This is a genomic window from Carboxydocella sp. JDF658 (assembly GCF_002049395.1).
In the GTDB taxonomy this organism is placed as follows: Bacteria; Bacillota.
Genome location: NZ_BDLR01000032.1, coordinates 72,618 through 91,168 on the forward strand (window position 1 = coordinate 72,618; position 18,551 = coordinate 91,168).

Below are 18,551 nucleotides of genomic sequence, written 5' to 3' on the forward strand. Positions count from 1 at the left end.
AAGAAAGGAGAATTAGATATGGAAGACAAATTCCTTAAGGAAGGACTTACCTTTGATGATGTATTATTAATACCAGCTAAGTCCGAAGTATTACCCAGGGATGTAGATACCTCTACATACCTGACAAAAAATATCAAACTAAATATTCCTCTGATGAGTGCTGGCATGGACACAGTTACTGAAGCCCGCCTGGCCATCGCCATTGCCCGTGAAGGAGGCATTGGTGTAATTCATAAAAACATGTCAATTGAGCGTCAGGCCCTGGAGGTAGATCGGGTTAAACGTTCGGAACACGGAGTAATTACTGATCCAATCTATTTGTCACCTCAACATCCCATCAGAGATGCCCTGGAATTGATGGAGAGATATAGAATTTCAGGAGTTCCTATTACTGTGCAGGGCAAACTTGTCGGTATTTTGACTAACCGAGATTTACGGTTTGTAAAAGATTATAGTTTACCTATTGAGGACGTTATGACAAAAGAAAATCTTGTTACCGCTCCGATAGGTACAACCTTAGAAGAAGCGAAAGAAATATTACAAAAACACAAGGTAGAAAAACTCCCTATTGTTGATGAAAACTTTATGTTAAAGGGTTTAATAACTATAAAGGATATTGAAAAAGCCAGACAGTATCCCAATGCTGCAAAGGATCAAAGGGGACGGCTCTTAGTTGCAGCTGCGGTAGGTGTAGCCAAGGATACTGATGAGCGGGTAGAAGCTTTAGTAGCTGCAAAGGTAGATGCCATTGTAGTTGATACTGCTCATGGTCATTCTCGAGGTGTTATAGAAACAGTAAAACGGATAAGACAAAAATACCCCGAACTAAATATTATCGCAGGTAATGTGGCAACTGCCGAGGCTACAAGAGACCTAATTGAAGCTGGTGCTGATGCCATTAAGGTGGGTATTGGTCCCGGTTCCATTTGTACTACCAGGGTTGTAGCAGGCATTGGCGTTCCGCAAATTACCGCCATTTATGATTGTGCTAGAGAGGCAGCTAAATATAATATTCCCATTATCGCAGATGGTGGGATAAAGTACTCTGGAGATATCACAAAAGCCATTGCTGCTGGTGCTGATGTAGTCATGATAGGCAGTCTGTTTGCTGGTACGGAAGAAAGTCCTGGGGAAATGGAAATTTATCAGGGACGCAGTTTTAAGGTTTATCGTGGCATGGGCTCAATCGGAGCTATGAAAGATGGCTCCAAAGACAGATATTTTCAAGAGAATGAGCAAAAACTGGTTCCAGAAGGAATTGAAGGCCGTGTACCCTATAAAGGTCCCCTTGCTGAAACCGTTTATCAATTAATAGGCGGTTTGCGAGCTGGTATGGGCTACTGTGGAGTACGTAATATACAAGAACTGAAGACTAAAACAAAATTTATACGAATTACTAGTGCTGGTTTGAGAGAAAGTCATCCCCATGATGTGATTATTACAAAAGAGGCACCTAATTATAGTTTGTAAACAATAGAGGTCTGGAGTTTGTTCCAGACCTCTTAACATTACCAGCAGGATTTTGCTGGTTTTATCGAGAATTATATTATGTTGAGATTATAATTGTGGAGGCGAATGTTCTTGCAAGAATTGCTATTTTATTCCCAGTTAGCTGTAACAGCTCTGGCCATTATGTGGTATATATTTGCAGCCTTTCAGGGATTTAAGTTTTTAACTGGTCAAATGACTACTACAGAAATGGTACCTTCTCTGAAAAATCTTACCATGTTAGGACTTCTATTTTCAATTTTAAGCATATTATTTACTGGTTTCTATAACCTGACTACTGAAAAAGTTTTTTGGGAAAATATTATGCTGGTCTCGATTGTGGATATTTTGTTTAATGCGGCGGTATTGCATATGCTTTACTGGAAATGGCGCCCTTACTGGCCTGCTGCCACAACCATCTTAACTATTTTTATTGATGCTTTTTTAAGAGTAATGTTTACCAAATTTTATTTATAGAGATAAAGGGAAGAGGGGAGAAAATGGTAAACAGTTTAGACCAACTCAAACAGTTATTTATTGAAAATAACTACTGTCCTGATGACCGTACAGTAATGGCAGTTTTTCTGGCTTTAAAGTTAAAAAAACCATTATTGGTTGAGGGCCCTGCAGGGGTAGGCAAAACTGAATTGGCCAAAGTTATCTCTAAAAGTTTAAACAGGCCTCTCATTCGCCTCCAATGCTATGAAGGGCTAGATGAAAGCAAAGCATTATTTGAATGGAATTATCAAAAACAACTTTTATACATTCAGACATTGGTGAATCAGGGTTCTAACTGGCAGGATATTAAGAAGAATATTTTTAGTGAAGAATTTTATCTAGCCCGCCCAATTTTGCAGGCATTAACTGCTGAAAAGCCAGTAGTTCTGTTAATTGATGAGATTGATAAAAGCGACCAGGAATTCGAAAGTTTCCTGCTAGAAGCACTGGCTGAATATCAAGTTACCATTCCCGAAATCGGTACTATCAAAGCCAAACATATTCCTTTTGTTTTGTTAACCAGCAATAACACAAGAGCATTCAGTGAAGCATTAAAACGACGTTGCCTCCATCTTTACATTGATTATCCTGACAAGGAAAGAGAGTTAGAAATAATTCTAAAAAAATTGCCTGATCTGGATAAAATATTGGCTGAAAAAATTATCACTTTTACCAGTAATATCAGAAAACAAAAGATCAAGAAATCACCTAGTATAGCTGAAGTAATAGAGTGGGCCCAATCTGCCCTTGTAAGCGGCCAAAAAGACCTTAACATAGACTGGGTTCAGCAATCATTATGCGTATTACTAAAATATGAAGAAGATATCAAGACAATCATGCCAAAGGTGGCCTCACTCCTATGATAGTGAGGAAAATACTCCAAATAATTAATGAGTTGCGCGAATACGGTTATCCAGTTTGTACTGATGAAGTTTGTGATTTCTTACAGGCACTAACAATTATCCCATCTACAGAATGGAATTTGAAAGATTTACTTTACATTACGCTGGTTAAAGATGATATACAGGCCAAGATGCTTGAAACTATACTATTTTATAAATCTTCAGAACTTCCAGTTGGAAATATTGTCGGTGATAGAGAATTTACAAGTAGTGAATATGGTCAACCCGAAGCTTTTAAAGAAAAGCTATTTCAGTATATTGTTCTCGGAGATATGAATAGTTTAAAGCGGATTATAAGTAAGTCATTGGACTATATTTCAGAAAAAAATCTTAATCTTAGCTACGAAGAATTTAATAAAAAGATAAAAGTTTTTTTGGAATGGAAAATTACTGAGAACAAGCTCTTAAAAACTGAAGATCCCCAATTAATAATTAATTTAGAAAGTGCACGAGAGATTTTTGAGAACGAGGTAAAAAAATTTTGGTATAACAAACTAAGTATAGAAAATAAAAAAGATTTTATAAAAGAAAACATGTTAGTGAACAAGGACCTGGGATCACTTGATACAAAAGAACAAATGGTAATTGAGCAACACATTCAAAAACTTACAAGATACCTGGCAATGAAAAAAAGCAGGCGCTGGATACGTGCCAAGTCAGGACTTTTTGACTTTAAAAAAACTTTTTCGACTTCAATAAGACACAATTTTCTCCCCTATCATTTATATTATAAAAAGCCCAAAATTACTAAGACAAATCTATACGTTCTATGCGATATTTCTGGCTCAGTTAGTCCATACGCCTTGTTTTTACTACAGCTTGTTCAAGGGATTTATAATGTTTTTAAAAATGTTAAAGCCTTTGTGTTTGTGGATCAGGTAGCAGAAATTTCCCATTTGCTTGCACAGGAAAGAATGTCTAAAGAATTAATTACCGAACTTTTCAATAGTCAGGCGTCTATTAGCGGGTTTAGTAATTACGCTTTAGTCGGACAGCAAATTTGTAATCTTCTATCTGATCACCATTATTTCCATAGTATATTAATAGTAATTGGTGATTGTCGCACCAATTACCAGCCTGCTGGTATCCAATACTGGCGAGGTCTATGCAGTAAATTTAATAAAACAATATTTTTAAATCCTGAACCCATTGAGCGCTGGAATCAAGATGACTCACAGGTAAAAGATTTTATGCCATTATTTCATTATTTTTTCGAGTGTCGAAATATCAATCAGCTGGAAAAAATCATAAGTTTTTTGCTATAATATAAGTAACTAAACAACAAGGTGGGATTATTGTGAATCTAAAAGTATGTCTTAATGTAGATAGCTTAAAAAAAGATGAAGTTAGAAAACTAATAAAGGATGTAGAGATTTTTTGCACTTGCGGTTTGCGTTTGCATGCCCTGGACTTTGAACATTCTGAAGTTTGCCCTGAATGTGGCCGCGAGTATCATTTACAGGACGGGATTGGACATTTTCATATTATTATAAATAAACCAACAGAAGAAAAAGGATATTATTAAATATTTTTGTTCATGAAAGCAGGAAAACCTGAAAAGGTGTAGAATAAATGTATTTAATATAGCTGAATATTATGACAACAGGTGCCTCTTTTGAGAGGAGAATAGGGAATCAGGTGCAAATCCTGAGCGGTCCCGCCACTGTAATCGGGGAGCAACTACCAATATGCCACTGGCTACTATTGCTGGGAAGGCGGTAGCATTGTTATGATCCGAGAGCCAGGAGACCTGCCTGTTGTTATAGCAGATAACTGTGGATGATGGTAAAGTCCGCGGCATGTTTCATGCTGCGGATTTTTAATTTTATCTTATAAAATTTGAGGGAGGTAGTTAAAATGGATTTGTTAAAGCGCACCATCAGTTCAATAGTCCCCCTTAATACTGAAGCGATGCAGCAAGCCCAGGTAAGACTGGATATTCTGACCAAGCCACTGGGGAGTTTAGGAAGATTAGAAAGTATAGCTAAACAGCTAGCTGGCATTACAGGAAATCCGCGTCCCCAAATATCTAAAAAATGTGTGGTTGTTATGGCGGGTGACCATGGTGTAGCTAGCGAGGGAGTAAGTGCTTTCCCTTCTGAAGTTACATACCAGATGGTAGCCAATTTTATCCGGGGTGGAGCAGGAATCAATGTTTTAGCGCGCCATTCTAATGCAGATGTGTTTGTAGTGGATATGGGAGTGGCAGTAGATATAGACCTGCCAGGTGTAATAAACAGAAAAATAGATTACGGTACCCGTAATATGGTCATCGAACCGGCGATGACTTATGAACAAGCAGTAAAGGCGTTAGAAGCCGGGGTTGAAATAGCAAAAGATCTAATAAAAAATCAGGGTTATACTCTGCTGGCAACTGGAGAAATGGGCATTGCTAATACTACTCCAAGTTCAGCGCTGTTAGCTGTATTTGGGGGTCTAAAGGTTGAAGATGTTTGTGGCCGTGGTACAGGAATCGATGAGGCCGGCCTAAAAAATAAACAAAATGCTATAAGGAAAGCAATCGAAGTAAACCAGCCCAATGTAAATGATCCTATTGATGTTTTAGCTAAAGTAGGTGGTTACGAAATTGCTGGATTGGCCGGTTTGATCCTGGGTGCTGCTGCCAATAAAACACCCATTATTATAGATGGGTTTATCTCCTCCGCAGCAGCACTAATAGCACAACGGATTGCTCCGCTGAGTGTTGAATATATGATTCCTTCCCATGCCTCAGAGGAACCTGGTCATAAAATGATCCTTGAATTATTGGGATTGAAACCTATGCTCTTGCTAAATATGCGCCTGGGTGAAGGTACAGGTGCTGCTTTAGCAATGCATATTGTTGAAGGCGCTTGTAAAATCATTAATGAAATGGCTACCTTCGCAGATGCTGGAGTGACTGGCCCATGACGTCCGTTCTGGAAAATGCTTCACAGGGCCAAATCACGTCAACCATGGAGTTTGTTGCCAGCCAAGAAAACATTACAAAAGAAGAACTAGCCCGGGGAATAGCCCGGGGAGAAATTGTTATCCTGAATAATCGTAATCATAAAAATATCAAACCAGTTGGTGTAGGCTATCCTTTATCAGCCAAAGTAAACGCTAGTATAGGCACCTTAAAACATTTTATCAATCATACAGAAGAAATTGAGAAACTTAAAAACGCAGAAGCAGCTGGTGCCGATACCATTATGGATTTGTCCAGTGGAGGAACCTCTCAGCAAAGCGATGAGTTTCGCCGAAATCTAATCCGGGAAACATCTTTACCTGTCGGAACTCTCCCTCTTTACCAGGCATTAATCGAAGCGAGAGAAAAATATGGATCCTGTCTGAAAATGTCGGCGAGTCAGTTATTTGAAACTATAGAAAAGCAGGCTGAAGACGGTATCTCTTTCATGGGTTTTCATTGTTCTTTAAATCAATTCACCCTGGACCTTTACTTGAAACAAAACCGTCAAGAGCCGATTGTAAGTTATGGCGGTACTTTTCTAACTGCCTGGATGTTAGAGCATAAAAAGGAAAATCCATTATACGAACACTATGATAAGCTATTGAAGATCCTGAAAAAACACGACATAGTTTTAAGCCTGGCTGATGCTTTTCGTCCCGGCAGTGTCCATGATTCGTTAGATACAGTTCAAACAGCAGAACTAGCTGTAATAGGTTATCTAGTAAAAAGAGCAAGAGATTTTGGAGTGCAAGTCCAGGTTAAAGGCCCTGGTCACACTCCTATTCAGGATATCCATCCTACAATTAACTTAATGAAGAAATTGACCTCCAATAGTCCATACTTCGTCTTTGGCCCCATTGTAACTGATATTGCACCTGGTTATGATCATCTAACCAGTGCCATTGGGGGAGCATTGGCTGTCGCTGCCGGTGCCGACTTTATCTGTTATGTTACACCAGCAGAACATGTTGCTTTTCCCACTGTAGAACACGTTTACGCAGGGGTGGAAGCGGCAAAAAAAGCAGCTAGATTTGGCGATCATTATAGACTTCAGAAAGGGAGGAAGGGGAAGTGACTCAACTGGAAATGGCCCGTCAGGGGATCATTAGCAAAGAAATGGAGTATGTTGCGGCTAAGGAAAAAGTATCACCTGAATTTATTCGCCAGGGCGTAGCAGAAGGGACGATTGTTATATTGAAAAACAAAAACCGCAAAGATAGTAATCCGGTTGCCATCGGCAAAGGGTTAAGAACAAAGGTGAATGCCAGTGTCGGAACCAGCCCTGATAGCACCAGTCTGGAACTGGAACTGGAAAAACTTCAGGTTGCAGAAAAGGCCGGTGCAGACACGATTATGGATTTGAGCACTGGCGGGGATATCAATGGAATTCGGAAAGAAATCCTGGCTAAAACCAAATTACCTGTTGGCTCTGTGCCCATTTATCAAACAGCAATAGAAGCAATCGCCAAATACGGTAGTATTGTCGAAATGAAAGCTGAAGATATCTTTGCTACTATTGAGGCTCATGCTGCTGATGGGATAGATTTTATGGCTATCCATTGTGCCCTGAATTTTGATGTGGTCAACCGGCTGAAAAAACAGGGAAGGACAATGGATATAGTTAGTCGCGGTGGTGCCTTTTTAACTGGTTGGATGCTGCACAACCAGGCGGAAAATCCTCTCTATACCCAGTTTGATCGGCTTTTAGAAATAGCTAAAAAATACGATGTTGTCCTCAGTATTGGTGACGCCATTAGGCCTGGATGTATAGATGATTCTTTGGATCGTGCCCAGGTTCAGGGCCTAATCATTGCTGGAGAACTGGTTGACCGGGCCCGGGAGTATGGGGTTCAAGTTATGATTGAAGGACCCGGGCATGTGCCAGTACATCATATCCACTCTACGATTCAGTTACAGAAAGAATTGAGCAATCAGGCCCCATACTTTGTCCTGGGAACCCTGGTTACAGATATTGCGCCTGGTTATGATCATATTACTTCAGCTATAGGAGGCGCACTGGCTTCGGCGGCAGGAGCTGACTTTATATGCTATGTTACACCTGCTGAACATTTGCGCTTGCCCACTGCCGCTGATGTCCGGGAAGGAGTAATCGCTGCCAGAATTGCCGCCCATGCAGGGGATCTGGCTAAAGGCGTCAAAGGGGCGGCTGAATGGGATTTAGCCATGGCCAGGGCTCGTAAATCATTAAACTGGGAAGAACAGATGGTTGTAGCAATCGACCGGGAGAGAGCGGAAAAAATACGTTCGGAACGAGCACCTTTAAATTCAAGCGATGATGTTTGTACTATGTGCGGAGATTATTGTGCCATGAAAGTGGTAAGCCAATATCTTGGCGTTCCGGCCGGAGAGTGTTAATTTTTCAGAAAATTATTGTTGCCTTATAGACAATTGAAAAGGACTAATGTTATAATAAAGCCAACAAAAAAGTGTAGCAAGTTTAGGGAAGTCAGTGAAAATCTGACGCGGTCCCGCCACTGTGAAAGGGAGTCTGGTACAAATTAGCCACTGGCAATTACCGGGAAGGCGTACCAGATGATGATCTTGAGCCAGGAGACCTGCTTGCTACTTGCCTTCACCTACGGAGGATAGGGAAAGGCAGGTTGTTGGTAAGAAGGCTAACCCTGCCTATAGCGGGCAGGGTTTTTGTTTTTATCTTTCATAAACGGAGCCGTGAGAGATATGATCGTAATCTTTGCCGGGCCCAAAGCAGGGGAAAAACTTATTCGTCCACTTAAGGAACACGGTTACTGCCTTTGTACAATAACGGCTACTGACCTGGGAGTAAAACAGGCATTAGCTAATGGAAGCGATTATGCTTTTACTGCAATGGAAATGTTTGAGCATTTACCCTGGTTAAAGACAAACTATCAAATTAAGTTAGTTATCGATCACTCCGGACCTATGCTCTCTCAATCACCTTTTTTTCTGCTGGAATGGTTTCAGCGAAATGGTTATGAGATCATTAAATATCGTGATGCTCTGCCATTGTTGCCAGATAATAAACTGCTTCATCGAGTTAATTCCTGGGAACAACTGGCGGCAAGCTTGAATAATTTTGGTCGTAACATCTTTTTGACAACCGGTAGCAATAACCTGGAATTTTTATTAAAACACCCATCGCTAAAAGAAAAACAATTTATTGTTCGCGTAATCCCCGACAGTAAAGTGGTTGACAAGTGCCTCAAAAACGGTATTAGTCCCAAAAACCTGATCGCCATGATGGGACCTTTTTCTGCCAAACTTAACAAGGCTTTATTTCAAGCCTATAAAGCCGATGTAATTGTCGCTAAGGAAAATAATGCTGAGATAAAGAATAAGGCCAAAGCTGCTTTTGAGTTAGGCTTACCATTAATAGTTTTATCTAAGCAAGAGGAAAACGCTTTTAATAAAATAGATGATGTAATTGCTTATCTAAATAATAAGGGGATTTAGGGACTATGAAGAAAAATATGTCCTTTTTTTCGGGGAAAAAAGGCTATACTACCGGTAGTTGCGCAACGGCAGCTGCAGTATCTGCCTTGCTGGCACTAGCGGGTAAACATCCCCAGCAAATAAAAATAATTCTACCAGACCAAAAGACGATTGACATTCCTGTTGCCAGTTGTGGTATTGGCACTGACTTTGGCTGGGCTGAAGTAATTAAGGATGCAGGTGATGACCCTGATGTTACCCATGGTCATATAATTGGTGCTTGTGTACGATTGATTGAGTCGGGTCATATTGTTATCAAAGGTGGTAAAGGGGTTGGCGTCGTAACAAAACCGGGATTGAAAGTTGCCGTAGGGGAGCCAGCCATAAACCCTGTACCAAAACAAATGATCCTGGATAATATTAAAAAGACCCTGGTCTCCCTTGGCATTAAGCAGGGGGTAGAAATCACTATTTATGTACCGGAAGGGGAAAAACTGGCAGAGAAAACATTGAATTCTAAACTGGGGATTATTGGTGGAATTAGCATACTGGGAACAACCGGGATTGTTGAGCCCATGTCTGAAGAGCGATTTAAGCTATCCTTGTTGCCTCAGCTGGAAATTGCCCGGGCAGCTGGGTACAAAGAAATAATCCTGACGCCGGGCAGAGCAGGCCAAAAGGCCGCTGAGAAATTTTTAGCTTTTCCTGAGGATGCCATAATATTGAGCAGTAACTTTATTGGTTTTATGCTGGAACATGCCATTGGAATGGGTTTTAAAAAAGTTATTATTTTTGGTAGCCTGGGTAAATTGGTTAAGTTAGCAGGAGGAATTTTTTACACTCATTCAAAAATTGCTGATGCAAGACAAGAGATTTTGGCCTGTCACACTGCCCTTCTGGGGTTTTCGTCTGAATTAGTTAGAAAAGTCTTTCTTGCTAATACCACTGAAGAAATAATAGATCTGCTTAAAACCCATAACGGGGAAAAGGTCTTATGGCAGATAGCAGCAGAAGCTAAAAAAAGAGCTGAAGATTATATTTTTAATGAGGCCCAGGTAGAAGTTATTATTACAAATATGGCTGGCATACCTGTAGCCTGGAGTTCACAAGCCGGTTTACTATTGGGGGAAGCAACATGACAAAGCAAAAATCATCAATAAAGTTAGTGGGCTTGGGCCCTGGTAATCCCGCTTTTATTTTCCCAGCATATAAAGACTTAATTAAAACTGCCGACATCATTCTGGGAGGAAAGCGCCAGCTGGATTTGATATTGCCTTTCCTCGAGAAAAAAACAGATTTATGGTTAATTGACAGGAATTTTAGAGAGGTATTGAATAAATTAAAAAATCTGCAACACCAAAACATCGTTATTGTTGCTTCCGGCGACCCTGGTTTTTTTGGTATTCTGAACACGATTAAAAAGTATTGTTCAGAATTTGAGCTTGAAGTTTACCCCAATATCAGTAGTGCCCAATGGGCCCTGGCTAAATTAGGCTGGAGCTGGGAAGAAGTAAAGTGGTTTAGTATTCATGGACGGGAATTGCACACTGTTATGCAATCCTTACCCTCATCAGGTAAAATTGGGATTTTAACAGACCCACGCATTAAACCTCAGCAACTGGCAACCGAGCTTAAATTCCGCGGCTGGTCAGAAGCTGATTTTATCCTGGCTCGTAACTTGACTTTGCCAGATGAAGAGCTGGTTATTTTTCATCTGGAAGAATTGGCTAATCTGGATGATTTTAAGAATGATATCTTGTTAGCATACCTTCCACAAAAGAATTCAAAATTTTGGCCATACCAGTCTCCAGGTATTCCTGAACATCTTTTTATTACTGGTAAACCACCAATTACCAAAGCCGAAACCAGGGCGCTCATAATATCCAAGTCCTACCTGGAACCCGGTTTAACAATTTGGGAAATTGGCACAGGAACAGGCAGTATTACCATCGAAGCAGCTCTATTCTCTCCAGGTAGTCAAGTATATACCGCAGATCCCCGCCCGGAGAGTGAACAGCTGCTAAAAGCCAATCAACAGCGCTTTAATTGTAATAATATTCATTTTTATCAAGGGTTTGCGCCAGAGATATGCCATTCCTGGCCATCTCCTCATCGGGTTATTATAGGTGGACACGGTGGCAAGCTGGACAAAATCCTGGAGTATGTTCATGAGAGACTACTGCCTGCAGGTAGGCTGGTTATCTCCGCTACTCAGTTAAAAACTGCAGCAACGGCCTGGGATTTTTTCCATGGTAATCAATATCAGGAAATTGAGGCGATTCAACTACAGGTGAATAGAATGCGTTCCGGACCTGGCTGCTCCCAGTTATGGGATGTTCAAAATCCATGCTTTATCATATCAGGCAGAAAAAAATCGGAGAGTGATTGAAATGACTCCAGTTTTATATGGAATAGGTGTTGGCCCTGGTGACCCGGAATTGATAACCGTTAAGGCAATGAATACTCTTAAAAAAGTCAAAGTGATTTTTGCTCCCAAAGCTACTGAGGAATATAAGAGTGTCGCCCGCGAAATAATTACTCCTTACCTGACAAAAGAACATAATGTAATTGAACTTACTATGCCAATGTTAAATCAACAGGATGTTTTAATTAAATCCTGGCAAGAAAATGCCCGGATGATAGCTAGCTATCTACTACAAGGAGAGGACGTAGCGTTTATTACCCTGGGTGACGTTAATTTATACAGTACGTTTTACTATTTATACTATGAATTAAAAACTTTAATTCCTCATTTAAAAGTAGAGATAATACCAGGGATAACATCCTTTGCTGCTGCTGCCTCACGCACTCAGTGGTGCCTGGCGGATAAAAACCATCCACTTATAATCATACCCATGAATAAAGAAATAGACTTAACAGAAATGCTGGTGAATCAAACCCGGGCTGTATTAATGAAGGTAGGAAAATATTTGCCCAGGATAAAACAGGCATTAAAAGCAACAGGGCCATGGCAGGGATGGATAATCAGTTATTGTGGACAGGCAAAGGAAAAAATTCATCCCCTTTCGGAACTGGAGGAAATTTCGGCATTACCATACATGACTGTTATATTACTGGCAAAGGAGTAATCTTATGAAAGTATATATCGTAGGAGCCGGACCCGGTGCGGTTGATTTGATTACAATCCGAGGACTAGAATTATTGAAAAGTGCAGATGTAGTTATTTACGCCGGTTCTCTGGTGAACCCGGAACTGTTAAATTATTGCAAAGAAAATGTAAAAATCTACGATAGTGCCGGTATGACATTAGAAGAAATTAACAAAGTTGTGTTCCAATCAGCTTCTGCAGATCAGCTGGTAGTCCGCTTGCATACCGGAGACCCCTCGATGTATGGAGCTATTCAGGAACAGATTAAAGCCTGGGAAGAAAAAGGTTTAGAAGTTGAAATCGTACCAGGAGTTAGCTCTGTATTTGCAGCCGCTGCTGCTTTAAAAGAGGAATTTACTAAACCCGGTGTTACCCAAACTTTGATTTTAACCAGGGTAGGGGGTAAAACACCCGTACCGGAAAAGGAACGCCTGGCAAACCTTGCCAGTCATGGTGCCAGTCTCGCTATCTTTTTAAGTGTTCATCTCATCGACCAAATCGTAACAGAACTTTTAGAGGCTAATCTACCCCCTGATACTCCGGTTGCAGTCGTACAACGCGTAACCTGGCCCGATGAAAAAATTGTCAAAGGCAATTTATCTAATATTGCAGCTTTAGTAAAAGAAGCAAAAATCACCAAAACAGCTTTAGTCCTTGTAGGAAAATTCCTTAATGCTGAGTTTGATCGTTCTTTGCTTTATCACCCCAATTTCTCCCACGCATTCAGAGAGGGATCTTGACAATGAAAAAAATTTCTTTTTGGGCTCTGACTAAAGGTGGACAGGAGACAGCTTCTTTACTGGCCCAACTTTGGCAAAAAGCTTATCCGCAGACTGAGGTTGCTACTTTTTTTCCAGAAGTAATGCAGCCATCATTAAAAGAAAAAATCAAACTGGAATTTGATAGATGGGATGCCCATGTTTTTATTATGGCATCTGGTATTGTCGTACGCTGTATAGCACCCTGTTTAAAGTCTAAACTGCATGACCCGGCAGTTATTGTTGGGGATGAAAAAGGACAATATCTAGTTAGTTTACTGAGTGGCCACTGGGGTAATGCTAATTGGCTTACCAAAGAATTGGCTCGTTTAAGTAATGCTACACCGGTTATAACTACCTCAACTGATGTTCAAGGCATCACATCAATTGAAGATTTAATCAAGCTCCTTAAAGCAAACCCTGAAAGTTTAAAACCGGCTAAGAAATTAAATTCAACGCTTGCCAACTCTGGAACTATAAAAGTTTTCTGGGATAATAAAAGTTTACTAACTACACCACTACCTCTTCCAGAACGATATGAGTATACTGACAATCTTATAAATGCAGATCTAATCTTTTCCAATTCCCAACTAACTGAAATTGATCCAGACAAACAATTGTTATTGCGTATACCCTATTTTGCATTAGGTATAGGTTGTCGTAAAAATATTTCTTTTCATCAACTCTGGCGCAATTTGCAAAGTTTTCTTTCCTCCGGCAATATTGCCATTTCTGCAATTAAAGCTCTCTGTTCAATTACGTTAAAAAAGAATGAACCAGCTATTTGGGAACTGAGTCAAAAATTAAATTTACCCCTTTATTTTTTTGAGGCTGAGGAACTGAAAACTTATGAGTCAGAACAAAATTTTTCTGCCTTTGTCAAAAAAACAACAGGAGTTGGTTGTATATGCGAACCGGCAGCAATGAAGGCATGTCAAAAGCCGAAACTAATAATTCCCAAAACCAGTTATCCCCAAACAACCTTCGCTCTGGCAGCGGACATATCTATATTATCGGAATTGGACCAGGTAATAAGGAACAAATGACCTTTTCTGCCTGGGAAGCGATAAAAAAGGCTAACTACATTGTCGGATATAAAACATATATTAATTTAATTAAAGATATGCTTACAGACCAGCAAAAAGTGGTTTCTACCGGTATGAGAGGTGAAGTAGAACGCTGCCAGACAGCGATTCGGCTGGCGCTGGCTGGTGAAATAGTGGCAGTTATTTCCAGTGGAGATGCCGGAGTTTATGGTATGGCAGGTTTAATTTATCAGCTTTTATTTCAGGACAATATATCTTTGCAAGTTACAGTAATACCAGGTATTACAGCTTCCATAGCTGCTGCTTCCCTTCTGGGTGCTCCATTAATGCATGATCACTGCAGTATAAGTTTAAGTGACCTTTTAACACCCTGGGAAGTTATAACTAAACGAATTGAGGCTGCTGCTCAGGCTGATTTTGTTATCGCCTTCTATAACCCCAGGAGTAGAGAGAGAACAGAACACATTGAAAAAGCCAGAGAAATTCTTTTAAAATACCGCCCCCCAAGCACTCCCGTAGGAATTGTTAAAAATGCTTTCCGTACTGATCAACACATTACTGTTTCTAATTTAGAAGAATTTACAAATTGTGAAATTGATATGTTGTCCGTTGTAATAGTGGGAAATAGCCAAAGTTTTATAAAAGATGGCAAAATCATCACCCCACGGGGGTATGACCTGTGATTTTAATTTTAGGTGGAACTACTGAGGCTAAAGAAGCCGCCGTTTGGCTGAAAAAAAATACGGTACCTTTTGTTGTTACTACTACTACCGAGCTAGGAAGAAAACAATTGCTTTCTGAAGGTATTGAAAATATTCTCGTAACTAAATTAAATGAAATAACCTTTACGGAGCTAATTCACAAACTTAAAGTCAACATGATCCTGGATGCAACCCACCCCTTTGCAGAACAAATCCATCAATTGGCAATAGACATCGCAAGAAAAATGAACCTTCCTTACTTGCGTTACCAGCGCCAAGATGTGGAGCTGAACAACAATAATCCATATATTATTGTTTGCCATAACTGGGAAGAAGCCATCAAACAAGCCAGTAAATTTAATTGCATTCTCCTGACTATCGGTGTCAAGAGACTGAATGAGTGGGGCAATCATCCCTTATTACAAACGAAGAAACTTTACGCCAGGGTACTCCCTGTACCTGAATCGATAAGTACAGCTCTGGATGCAGGTTTTTCTCCGCAAAATCTCTTCGCTATGTATGGCCCTGTCCCGGCAGCAATAGATTTGAGTATAATCAGGAGCTATAAAATTGATGTAATGGTAACTAAGGAAAGTGGTTATAATGGCGGTTTGCAAAATAAAATTCAGGCTGTGACAGAAGCTGGCATTCACCTTATCCTTATAAAAAAGCCACAACTTAATTTAACTATAATAACTGATTTAAATGAACTAAAAAGTGTAATTGAGAAAGGAGATATTAACCCATGCAAGGAGTAATAGTTTTAGGACATGGCAGTAGAGCAGTGGCTAATGATGCCAACATGCTTTTGTACGACGTAGTTGATTTATTTAAGGAGATTTCCGGTAAAGAATTGGTAGTCCCGGCCTGGATGAATCGTGAATCTGGCTTAACAGGTCTGCAGCAGGCCATTGACCACCTGGTAGAAAAAGGTGTAACTTCTATCGTCATTGCCCCCTGGTTTTTAACTAACGGTCTGCATATTAAAGAAGATATTCCCGAAGAAATTAAACATGCTCAAAGCAGATATCCCTTTCTAACCATAAAATTGGCTAAACCATTAGGGTTAGATCGGCGTTTAGTGGAAGTACTGGCAGAAAGGATTGCTGAAGCAGAATGAATAATAACTTTTTTTTACAACAACCGGAATTAATTGAGCAAAAAAGCATGGAAATCATTGAGAATAGTGTTGATTTATCCAATTTTAATGAGCAGGAAAAAGTAATAGCCCGACGCTTAATCCATGCAACCGGTGACCTCGGTATTGCCTCTGAAATTGTTATCCATCCGCAAGCCATAACTACAGCAAAAGCTTGCTTTGCCAGAAAAACACGGATTATTACTGATGTAGCTATGGTAAAATCAGGCATTAGCCCTGCAAAATTGTCTCGCTATGATATTGAAGTAAAAACATTAATTCATGATAACAACGTGCATCAGTTGGCCAGAGAAAAAAGGATCACTCGGGCCATGGCAGCAATTGAACTTACCAAAACAGAGTGGGCAGGAGAAATTGTGGCTATTGGCAATGCGCCCACTGCTCTTTTCCATTTGCTGGATTTAATAGCTAAAGGAGCTCCGGCCCCTGCCTTAATCATTGGAATTCCCGTTGGTTTTGTCGGTGCTGCTGAATCGAAAGAAGCATTGATTGCTCAGGGGCAAGTTCCCTTTATAACTGTTCGAGGGACTAAAGGTGGCAGTCCCATGGCTGCCGCAGCAATAAATGCTTTATTAACCCTGTAAAGGTGGTAGATATAATGGTTAGGGCATTGATGATCGGAGCACCATATAGTGGAAGTGGAAAAACTACTTTGGTTGCCGGTCTCCTTCATGCCCTTGTACAACAGGGGTATCAGGTACAATCTTTTAAAGTTGGCCCAGACTATATTGATCCCAGTTACCATTCTTTAATAACTGGCCGACCCTGTCGTAATCTTGATTTGTTTTTAATGAACGAAGAAGCGGTTAAGGCTTCTTTTTTTCATAATTCCCGTGGTGCAGATTTTAGTATAATTGAAGGTGTGATGGGGCTTTTTGACGGCATGAGCTACAGCGATTTTGGTTCAACAGCTCATATTGCCAGAATATTATCCATTCCGGTCCTGCTCGTTTGGCCATGTCGAGGATTGGCCCATACAATTATCCCACTGTTAAAAGGTCTTAGCAGCTACGATCCTGAATTAAATATTGCAGGAATAATATTAAACCAGGTAAATTCGGAACAGCATTTTCAACAAATGAAAGAGTTAATTGAAGCTGAAACCAGGATTAAAGTTATCGGAAGTATCGGGAAAAAAAGGGAATTCCAGCTAAATGAACGCCATTTAGGTTTGGTTCCTGCTGTAGAAAATCAGGATTATCTTGCAAGGACCGCAAAGGTAGGAGAATATTTGCGAAAACATCTGGATTGGGAAACTCTTTTTAGTGTTTTTGGGAAATGTAATGAAGAAGTGCTCAAATTTCCCGAGGCCGGTATCGATTTTTCTGATTTAATCATTGCGTATGCTTTCGATGAAGCTTTTAATTTTTATTATCAGGATGCCCTGGATTTGTTGACCAAATGGGGAGTAAAGCTGGTAAAAACCAGCCCGTTACATGATGAACATTTACCAGAAAATATTGATGGTTTAATTATCGGAGGAGGATTTCCAGAACTCTTTATCGAATTATTAAAAGAAAATAGGAATTATATTGCATCTTTAATCGCTCATCATCAGGCTGGAATGCCTATTTACGCTGAGTGCGGCGGTTATATGTACCTGGCCATGGTGAATATTATTCCTGCTAGTGTTGTAATGCAAGAGAGACTAGTAGCTTTGGGATATTATCAGGGTATAACCCTTAATGATAGTATTATTGGTCCAGTTAATACATTAGTCAAGGGACATCAATTCCATTATTCTGAACTAATTCCCTTGGATAAACAATATCCCTGGGCAGCCTCCCTCCATAAACCCAATCGGCATTCCACTGCAGTCCTGGATGGCTATGCTCAAAACAATATTTTTGCTTCTTATCTACATATTCACTGGGGTGGCCAGCCTGATATTGCCTATAACTTTTTATCCAGCTGTTTAAATTGGCAGAGGAGAAGGGTAAAGTGAAAACAAAACCCAGAATAATTATTTTTACTGGAACAGGCAAAGGGAAAACAACTGGTGCATTAGGCTATGTCCTGCCATATGTTAATCAAAAGACAATAAAAATTGTTCAATTTTTAAAAGGCAGCAATTATGCTGCTGAGCAAAATTTAGGAAGCAAACTGGATAATTTGTATTTTTATTCTTTTGGATATGGCTGTTCACAAAGCAACTTAATACGTAGCGGAGAAGGTCACTGTAAAAGCTGCGGAAAGTGTTTCAGAATTAATCGACAAGAACCTGGGTTTGTTTATAAGGCTTGGAGTTTCACAAAAAAAATAGCTAATGATAACAAAACGGATATTCTAATACTAGACGAATTTGCATATGTATTGAAATATAATTTTTTAGATACAACCAGTTTTTTAACTGAGATTTCAACTTGGCCAGCTCATTTAATTATTATTTTGACTGGACGGGTATTCCCGCAAGAAATACTGGATGTTTCTGTTGAGGTATACGAGTTAATCGAAATAAAACATCCTTTTCGACAGGGGATACCCTCCCGTCGCGGTATTGAGTATTAG

20 protein-coding genes and 2 riboswitches are annotated in these 18,551 nt (G+C 40.0%); all 20 genes read left to right on the forward strand.

The annotated features are described in order from the left end of the window. Nucleotides 1-18 precede the first annotated feature (18 nt). The 20 genes from guaB to JDF658_RS06515 all read left to right on the forward strand — a co-directional run bounded on the left by guaB (nt 19) and on the right by JDF658_RS06515 (nt 18,551). Entirely contained in the window at nt 19-1,470 is a 1,452-nt protein-coding gene (guaB, locus tag JDF658_RS06420) for an IMP dehydrogenase (RefSeq protein ID WP_078664418.1), read from the forward strand. Nucleotides 1,471-1,581: 111 nt separating this feature from the next. Then, the gene (locus JDF658_RS06425) at nt 1,582-1,965 is read left to right on the forward strand and encodes a hypothetical protein (protein WP_078664419.1); all 384 of its coding nucleotides are present in this window, start codon (nt 1,582-1,584) and stop codon (nt 1,963-1,965) included. Between the two features lie 23 nt (nt 1,966-1,988). Continuing rightward, nucleotides 1,989-2,849, forward strand: a complete 861-nt coding sequence (locus JDF658_RS06430; protein WP_078664420.1) for a MoxR family ATPase — start codon at nt 1,989-1,991, stop codon at nt 2,847-2,849. Then, the gene (locus JDF658_RS06435; protein ID WP_079906866.1) at nt 2,846-4,153 is read left to right on the forward strand and encodes a VWA domain-containing protein; all 1,308 of its coding nucleotides are present in this window, start codon (nt 2,846-2,848) and stop codon (nt 4,151-4,153) included. The genes JDF658_RS06430 and JDF658_RS06435 overlap by 4 nt, the downstream gene beginning before the upstream one ends. A gap of 32 nt (nt 4,154-4,185) precedes the next feature. Continuing rightward, a complete protein-coding gene (locus tag JDF658_RS06440; RefSeq protein WP_078664422.1) occupies nt 4,186-4,413 on the forward strand; it encodes a hypothetical protein in 228 nt (75 codons plus the stop codon). A gap of 62 nt (nt 4,414-4,475) precedes the next feature. Then, nucleotides 4,476-4,661: riboswitch (cobalamin riboswitch) on the forward strand. 84 nt (nt 4,662-4,745) lie between these two features. Next, the gene (gene cobT / locus JDF658_RS06445) at nt 4,746-5,798 is read left to right on the forward strand and encodes a nicotinate-nucleotide--dimethylbenzimidazole phosphoribosyltransferase (protein ID WP_078664423.1); all 1,053 of its coding nucleotides are present in this window, start codon (nt 4,746-4,748) and stop codon (nt 5,796-5,798) included. Next, a complete protein-coding gene (gene thiC / locus JDF658_RS06450) occupies nt 5,795-6,913 on the forward strand; it encodes a phosphomethylpyrimidine synthase ThiC (RefSeq protein WP_079906867.1) in 1,119 nt (372 codons plus the stop codon). The genes cobT and thiC overlap by 4 nt, the downstream gene beginning before the upstream one ends. Continuing rightward, nucleotides 6,910-8,214: a B12 lower ligand biosynthesis ThiC-like protein BzaB gene (gene bzaB / locus JDF658_RS06455; RefSeq protein WP_078664425.1), complete on the forward strand. Its 1,305-nt coding sequence runs from the start codon at nt 6,910-6,912 to the stop codon at nt 8,212-8,214. Before thiC ends, bzaB begins: the two co-directional genes overlap by 4 nt. 61 nt (nt 8,215-8,275) lie before the next feature. Beyond that, nucleotides 8,276-8,437, forward strand: a riboswitch (cobalamin riboswitch). A gap of 101 nt (nt 8,438-8,538) precedes the next feature. Next, nucleotides 8,539-9,291: a precorrin-6A/cobalt-precorrin-6A reductase gene (locus JDF658_RS06460; protein WP_078664426.1), complete on the forward strand. Its 753-nt coding sequence runs from the start codon at nt 8,539-8,541 to the stop codon at nt 9,289-9,291. Between the two features lie 5 nt (nt 9,292-9,296). Beyond that, nucleotides 9,297-10,409: a cobalt-precorrin-5B (C(1))-methyltransferase CbiD gene (gene cbiD, locus JDF658_RS06465; protein WP_078664427.1), complete on the forward strand. Its 1,113-nt coding sequence runs from the start codon at nt 9,297-9,299 to the stop codon at nt 10,407-10,409. Beyond that, the gene (gene cbiE / locus JDF658_RS06470) at nt 10,406-11,659 is read left to right on the forward strand and encodes a precorrin-6y C5,15-methyltransferase (decarboxylating) subunit CbiE (protein ID WP_079906869.1); all 1,254 of its coding nucleotides are present in this window, start codon (nt 10,406-10,408) and stop codon (nt 11,657-11,659) included. The genes cbiD and cbiE overlap by 4 nt, the downstream gene beginning before the upstream one ends. A 1-nt stretch (nt 11,660) precedes the next feature. Beyond that, nucleotides 11,661-12,359, forward strand: a complete 699-nt coding sequence (gene cobI / locus JDF658_RS06475; RefSeq protein WP_159446581.1) for a precorrin-2 C(20)-methyltransferase — start codon at nt 11,661-11,663, stop codon at nt 12,357-12,359. 4 nt (nt 12,360-12,363) lie between these two features. Continuing rightward, nucleotides 12,364-13,119 carry a precorrin-4 C(11)-methyltransferase gene (gene cobM / locus JDF658_RS06480; RefSeq protein ID WP_079906872.1) on the forward strand — a complete coding sequence of 252 codons (756 nt, stop codon included), beginning with the start codon at nt 12,364-12,366 and terminating at the stop codon, nt 13,117-13,119. A 2-nt stretch (nt 13,120-13,121) separates the two neighbouring features. Then, entirely contained in the window at nt 13,122-14,183 is a 1,062-nt protein-coding gene (locus JDF658_RS06485) for a cobalt-precorrin 5A hydrolase (RefSeq protein WP_079906874.1), read from the forward strand. Further along, complete coding sequence (cobJ, locus tag JDF658_RS06490) at nt 14,180-14,866, forward strand: precorrin-3B C(17)-methyltransferase (protein WP_242946623.1); 687 nt, start codon at nt 14,180-14,182, stop codon at nt 14,864-14,866. The genes JDF658_RS06485 and cobJ overlap by 4 nt, the downstream gene beginning before the upstream one ends. Then, the gene (gene cobK, locus JDF658_RS06495) at nt 14,863-15,642 is read left to right on the forward strand and encodes a precorrin-6A reductase (protein WP_079906877.1); all 780 of its coding nucleotides are present in this window, start codon (nt 14,863-14,865) and stop codon (nt 15,640-15,642) included. The genes cobJ and cobK overlap by 4 nt, the downstream gene beginning before the upstream one ends. Then, nucleotides 15,630-16,004 (forward strand): sirohydrochlorin chelatase, encoded by a 375-nt coding sequence (locus tag JDF658_RS06500; protein ID WP_079906879.1) that lies wholly within the window; start codon nt 15,630-15,632, stop codon nt 16,002-16,004. Before cobK ends, JDF658_RS06500 begins: the two co-directional genes overlap by 13 nt. Then, the gene (locus tag JDF658_RS06505) at nt 16,001-16,627 is read left to right on the forward strand and encodes a precorrin-8X methylmutase (RefSeq protein ID WP_078664435.1); all 627 of its coding nucleotides are present in this window, start codon (nt 16,001-16,003) and stop codon (nt 16,625-16,627) included. Before JDF658_RS06500 ends, JDF658_RS06505 begins: the two co-directional genes overlap by 4 nt. A 14-nt stretch (nt 16,628-16,641) precedes the next feature. Next, nucleotides 16,642-17,988 carry a cobyrinate a,c-diamide synthase gene (locus tag JDF658_RS06510; RefSeq protein ID WP_079906880.1) on the forward strand — a complete coding sequence of 449 codons (1,347 nt, stop codon included), beginning with the start codon at nt 16,642-16,644 and terminating at the stop codon, nt 17,986-17,988. Then, entirely contained in the window at nt 17,985-18,551 is a 567-nt protein-coding gene (locus tag JDF658_RS06515; protein ID WP_159071873.1) for a cob(I)yrinic acid a,c-diamide adenosyltransferase, read from the forward strand. The genes JDF658_RS06510 and JDF658_RS06515 overlap by 4 nt, the downstream gene beginning before the upstream one ends.

Bases quoted from the DNA above. Each gene is read 5' to 3' on its own strand.
- cobT (WP_078664423.1), top strand. From the start codon at position 4,746: ATGGATTTGTTAAAGCGCACCATCAGTTCAATAGTCCCCCTTAATACT.
- cobJ (WP_242946623.1), top strand. From the start codon at position 14,180: ATGACCTTTTCTGCCTGGGAAGCGATAAAAAAGGCTAACTACATTGTC.
- JDF658_RS06510 (WP_079906880.1), top strand. From the start codon at position 16,642: ATGGTTAGGGCATTGATGATCGGAGCACCATATAGTGGAAGTGGAAAA.
- cobI (WP_159446581.1), top strand. From the start codon at position 11,661: ATGACTCCAGTTTTATATGGAATAGGTGTTGGCCCTGGTGACCCGGAA.
- thiC (WP_079906867.1), top strand. From the start codon at position 5,795: ATGACGTCCGTTCTGGAAAATGCTTCACAGGGCCAAATCACGTCAACC.
- guaB (WP_078664418.1), top strand. From the start codon at position 19: ATGGAAGACAAATTCCTTAAGGAAGGACTTACCTTTGATGATGTATTA.
- cbiD (WP_078664427.1), top strand. From the start codon at position 9,297: ATGAAGAAAAATATGTCCTTTTTTTCGGGGAAAAAAGGCTATACTACC.
- cobM (WP_079906872.1), top strand. From the start codon at position 12,364: ATGAAAGTATATATCGTAGGAGCCGGACCCGGTGCGGTTGATTTGATT.
- JDF658_RS06505 (WP_078664435.1), top strand. From the start codon at position 16,001: ATGAATAATAACTTTTTTTTACAACAACCGGAATTAATTGAGCAAAAA.
- JDF658_RS06430 (WP_078664420.1), top strand. From the start codon at position 1,989: ATGGTAAACAGTTTAGACCAACTCAAACAGTTATTTATTGAAAATAAC.
- JDF658_RS06485 (WP_079906874.1), top strand. From the start codon at position 13,122: ATGAAAAAAATTTCTTTTTGGGCTCTGACTAAAGGTGGACAGGAGACA.
- JDF658_RS06460 (WP_078664426.1), top strand. From the start codon at position 8,539: ATGATCGTAATCTTTGCCGGGCCCAAAGCAGGGGAAAAACTTATTCGT.
- JDF658_RS06500 (WP_079906879.1), top strand. From the start codon at position 15,630: ATGCAAGGAGTAATAGTTTTAGGACATGGCAGTAGAGCAGTGGCTAAT.
- cbiE (WP_079906869.1), top strand. From the start codon at position 10,406: ATGACAAAGCAAAAATCATCAATAAAGTTAGTGGGCTTGGGCCCTGGT.
- JDF658_RS06435 (WP_079906866.1), top strand. From the start codon at position 2,846: ATGATAGTGAGGAAAATACTCCAAATAATTAATGAGTTGCGCGAATAC.